Raw genomic sequence first — 4,685 nt, 5'->3', positions numbered from 1 at the left:
AAAGAAAGAAAAAGCGAGGCGAAGACTCTTATTCTTCGCCATTAAACCGCATAGTCATAGCATTGCGCTGCTTGCGGTTATTTGCCATCAGGAAGCAAGAAGTACCATGTTACCCATCAACCCAAGCAGAAACCCAGCGACAGCACCGATTGCCGGCATTCCCTGTTGTTCGAGCTTGGACCCGGGGGCAATATCCTGAAAAACAAGGTACAAAATACCCGCACTCGCAAATAGCATTAGTGCTCCCATTAACACATCGTACTGTGCCAATACGTAATAGCCGGTTGCTGCTGAGATGGGCCCCACTAATGCCAAACCGCTAAATGCCAGTATGATTTTATTGGAAGATAGTTGAGTATTATTATTGCTCAGTTCTTCGTAAGCGTTAAAACCCTCAGGCAGATTTTGTAAAATCATTAATAGTGCAAGCAGCAACCCTGTGCCTTCGCCTGCTGCAAAGGCAGCACCCAAGGCAATCGCTTCAGGGATAAAATCAGATAACATTGCCACCAGTTGGCCTACCGAGCTATTGAGTTTTTTTAAGTAGGCATCAAGGAAGTAAAAACATACCCCACCAGCAGCAAAACACAAGGCGGCCGGTACAAGCGGTAACTTACTAGCACCTTCAGGTACCAATACCAGAGCGACCGCTGACATCAGCGCTCCACCACCAAAAGCAATAATGAAATGTCGCCAGGAATCCCCTAAAAGGGAGGGATGAACCAGGTCAAACTTAGCTAATAATGCCCCGATGGGCATTGCGGCACCTGCCATTAATGATAAAAGAAGGATAGTGATAATTTCAGCCATAAAATGTCAGATTAGCCTCTTTTCAACCACCGTTGGTTCACCGGGTTGTCCGGCATTTCTCGCTGCCTCCCAAGCGTTTCAGAGCACCGAGCCGTATCGTATTTCGCCCCTTGCGTTTGTTCAGCTTATGAAGGTCCATAAGGCCATGAATGCCGCAAATTAACGGGGTGCGTCTCACGCTTATTTGTTACCAGAATCATCTTCTTTCGATCCTGAAGCCACAGGCCTTTTCTTGGTTATCGCGCGTGAGAAGAAAGGCACCACATACAGCACTGTCCAGGCCAGCACGGTACACAAAACGGCCGTTTGCTCACGCCCAAGACCAACGGCGACACCTATAGCCGCTGTAAACCAAATGCCAGCCGCCGTGGTAAGCCCGGTAGCAAATAGATCATTCTTACGGGTGATAATACTTCCAGCACATAAAAAACCAATGCCGCTAATAACACCTTGAATGACCCGACTCATCTCTGCATCTGAAATGCCTGTTTGCTGCGGGATTAATATAAATAACGCCGCCCCCATGCACACAAGCATGTGGGTACGTATTCCAGCTGGCTTACCGCTCTGTTCACGCTCAAGCCCCAAGAGGCCACCGAGAAAAGCAGCCATTAGCAATCGAGTCACTACAATAATAAATTCACTTAGGTCATTAAAATCAGAAAATTCAGAAATAACAATATTACTCACTGACTCCATTGCCTCAGCCCTGTCGTTAACGCGCGATGAGTGAACATCTTTTAACTAATTCAACCGTTACGTGCTGCCTCAATGGTGGCGATATCAATTTTTTTCATCTGCATCATCGCTGCAAACGCGCGCTTAGCAGCGGCAGGGTCCGAGGCAGTGATCGCTTCAATCAGCGCCACAGGCGTTACCTGCCAAGACACGCCCCATTTATCTTTACACCAACCACACGCGCTTTCTTGCCCGCCATTACCCACTATCGCGTTCCAATAGCGGTCCGTTTCGGCCTGATCATTGGTTGAGACCTGAAAGGAAAACGCTTCGCTATGCGTAACCCCAGGCCCACCGTTAAGCCCCAGGCATGGAATGCCCAGCACGGTAAACTCAACGGTCAACACATCCCCTTCCTTACCGTATGGAAAGTCTCCCGGCGCGCGGTGAACAGTGCTAACAAACGAATCAGGAAAGGTATCTGCATAAAAGCGTGCGGCTTCTTCTGCGCGACCATCGAACCAAAGACAAACCGTATTCTTTGCTGGTGTTGCCATGACACTTCTCCAATCAAAACGAAACAGCCAATGATGGGTATGACACTTTAATGCGGCGCACCCCAGCCTCCTTTAACAGCTCCTCCCAAGATGATTGCTGAGGAATCACCAAGTCTTATCAGCACCTGGTGGGCCTATATCGAGCTGCATATCAGGGGCAATATCCACCACTCCGTTGACCTTTTTAAGCCGCTCAACGGTAACGTCATCTGCCGCCCCGGTGATGCACCCAATCTCCTCAAACACCTCTCTGATGGTGAGCCCTTCGTCACTAAGGCGCGAAGCTATGTCATTGATCGATTGATCTTCAGAAATCGTGATTATCCAAAGCGCTATTGTCGGCATCGATCATCCTCATCTAAGGTGCCTGTACCAATCCGGCCCCAACACGGGAACCAGAGAATGGTAAAGGCTTTGCAGAATCCAACAGCCGTTGCCAGAGTTTCATACCGCGCAGCGAGGCATCTGACTCAGCCCAAAGAGCGGCGCAGCCTGCAACGTGGGGCGTCGCCATACTAGTTCCGCTAATCGTTTTATGATGTACCGGCCGGGGCCAGGACGAAAAAATGTCGCCGCCCGGCGCGGCAATTTCGATTTTGCCTGCGTTAGAAAAGCTCGAAGGCTTTAAGTTGGCGTCAATAGATGCAACCGACATGATAGTAGGTGAGTTGGCAGGCGCTCCCGTATGGGCAGAAGAGTTTCCTGCGGCAGCAATAATCAGACACCCTTTACGCAGAGCCGCAGCACCCGCGTGGGTGTAGGCAGCTTGCACAGGACTTTGACTGCCCAGCGACATCGAAATGACGTCACATCGATTGGCGATCGCCCAATTCATTCCCGCAAGTACTCCCGCCCCCGTACTGCTACCCGAGTTGGTGAGCACCTTTCCAACGAGCACCTGTGAATCGGATGCGATACCGTAGCGAGGAGCATTTTCGAAAGGCATCCTGGGGCCGCAGGCCGTGCCGATACAGTGTGTTCCGTGACCATTGATATCTTGAACCGGCTCTCCTACGAATGAGCGGGTAATAAACTCTCTACCTACAAAGTCAGGATAGCCAAGGTCCATCCCGGTATCCAGCACGGCTACTTTAATCCCAGCCCCACTCCACCGGCTTTGCAACACATTGCATTGAATCAATCCCCAGGTCGTTTCTGGCTTGCCTGGCTCACGCTTGTCTTGGGCTTCATCCAGATCAACATCAGCGCCAAGATCGCGAGCAATCGTACTCGCAGCCCGCAAAAAACCTCGCAGATACTCTGAATTTTCGGAAAAGGCAAAATACTCTGGCTCAATAATTTCTATTGGGCTATCGGCTGAAATAGGGTCTTCGAGACTCATCCCATGCAGCTGTAAAGCGTCACTACCAACAAGCGCAACCCCAAGCTCTGGGAACACCACAACCTCCGCATCACCGACGTCTTCCAAACTGACGGCTTGGTCAGCAAAGTCACGCGCGTCGGCCACTCGAAACTTCTGAGCCTTGAGAGACTTAATGCCCTCTTCCATTCGCCCTTCACGATAACTGATAAGAAAACGCCCGGTTTCAAGACAATTAACGCCTCGCTCGAGAGCAGCCACAAGCAGCTGTTCAGCACCGCACGAAATTGTGGCTAATGATTCACTCTTGCCAGAGGGGTTGCTTTCGCTTCCGTTGCTTTTAGATTTATTAGCCATCATCGCTTCCTTTCTGTTGGTTTGGCCGCACTAAAAACCAGCTGCATAACACCAAGCTACCAAAAACCGTATAAAGCAGCACAAACACCCACTCCGGCGCCGTGTAGTAAAGCAGGCTTTGCAACCAGTACTGAATGAAGGACCCCGTATAGGTTGCTGTACCGGCCTCTGCTCTCAAGGCCATTTCCCACGTAGTAAGCGGGCAAACCGCGCCCAACCAGGACTGCACCACTACATACCCAATAGCGGACAAATGCAAAATACGAAATCTCTTATTTCGCACCCATCGCCACCTTAAAAAATAACCGGCATAAATAGCCAGCAACCCGAAGACGACAAAGACAACAAACAGCACATGAACGACTAATATCGCATCCGCCATGAGTAGAAGTAGTGAAGGGGCCATATCTCTCCTAAGTGAAGCATGGGCAGAGGAGGTAGCCAGTGTTTGCAGTGGCCACGAAACCTCTTAATTGCCAGTATGCTGAGCAAAAACCTCCTCGCCGGTTAACTCTCTGGTAACTTGAGAAAACGAGTAAAACGCTGGTTTTTGCTCAATAAATATCTGCTCCTCAAGCTGCCACTGGCCGTTATCCTCCAGAAGCCCCACAGGGATAGCATAGTGCCCGCCCTCTTTTAACCGATAAAACAGATGCGTCCCACACTGCTTGCAGAAACCGCGCTCGGCCCACTCTGAGGAACTGAAGATAGCAATATGCTCAGCCCCCTGGAAATCCACCTCGTTTTGGGACTCAACCGCAAACAGCGGCCCTCCACCCCACTTTCGACAAAGGCTGCAGTGGCAAACCGACACATGGTGACTGTCTAAATGAGTTAAAAGCTGCACTTCACCGCAGAGACAGCTACCCCGATGCTCAATGTTGGATTGCATATTATCCTCCGTTAGATGCGTAACACCGTCTATACATGCTTAATAGAGCGAACCCTAAACCCACCTTTTC

The 4,685-nt window shown here is 50.3% G+C and carries 7 protein-coding genes; all 7 read right to left on the bottom strand.

Annotated elements, in window-relative coordinates; all coding sequences use genetic code 11:
* Positions 1-87 precede the first annotated feature (87 nt).
* Entirely contained in the window at positions 88-810 is a 723-nt protein-coding gene (locus tag ACT3RQ_RS17570) for a ZIP family metal transporter (RefSeq protein ID WP_444680982.1), read from the bottom strand.
* 180 nt (positions 811-990) lie between these two features.
* A complete protein-coding gene (locus ACT3RQ_RS17565) occupies positions 991-1,509 on the bottom strand; it encodes an MgtC/SapB family protein (RefSeq protein WP_444622161.1) in 519 nt (172 codons plus the stop codon).
* A gap of 50 nt (positions 1,510-1,559) precedes the next feature.
* Entirely contained in the window at positions 1,560-2,045 is a 486-nt protein-coding gene (locus ACT3RQ_RS17560; protein ID WP_444680981.1) for a VOC family protein, read from the bottom strand.
* Positions 2,046-2,150: 105 nt separating this feature from the next.
* The gene (locus tag ACT3RQ_RS17555; RefSeq protein WP_193054143.1) at positions 2,151-2,390 is read right to left on the bottom strand and encodes a hypothetical protein; all 240 of its coding nucleotides are present in this window, start codon (positions 2,388-2,390) and stop codon (positions 2,151-2,153) included.
* A 13-nt stretch (positions 2,391-2,403) separates the two neighbouring features.
* Positions 2,404-3,723: a S8 family serine peptidase gene (locus ACT3RQ_RS17550; RefSeq protein WP_444680980.1), complete on the bottom strand. Its 1,320-nt coding sequence runs from the start codon at positions 3,721-3,723 to the stop codon at positions 2,404-2,406.
* Positions 3,716-4,129 carry a DUF2784 domain-containing protein gene (locus ACT3RQ_RS17545; protein WP_444622584.1) on the bottom strand — a complete coding sequence of 138 codons (414 nt, stop codon included), beginning with the start codon at positions 4,127-4,129 and terminating at the stop codon, positions 3,716-3,718. Before ACT3RQ_RS17545 ends, ACT3RQ_RS17550 begins: the two co-directional genes overlap by 8 nt.
* Positions 4,130-4,192: 63 nt before the next feature.
* Positions 4,193-4,615, bottom strand: a complete 423-nt coding sequence (locus ACT3RQ_RS17540) for a GFA family protein (protein ID WP_444680979.1) — start codon at positions 4,613-4,615, stop codon at positions 4,193-4,195.
* Between the last annotated feature and the right edge of the window lie 70 nt (positions 4,616-4,685).

The sequence above is a fragment of the Halomonas sp. AOP43-D1-4 genome, from assembly GCF_052446175.1.
GTDB classification, from domain to species: domain Bacteria; phylum Pseudomonadota; class Gammaproteobacteria; order Pseudomonadales; family Halomonadaceae; genus Vreelandella; species Vreelandella citrativorans.
The sequence above is the reverse complement of the archived record's forward strand: the minus strand, read 5'-3'. Positions and strand labels throughout refer to the sequence as shown.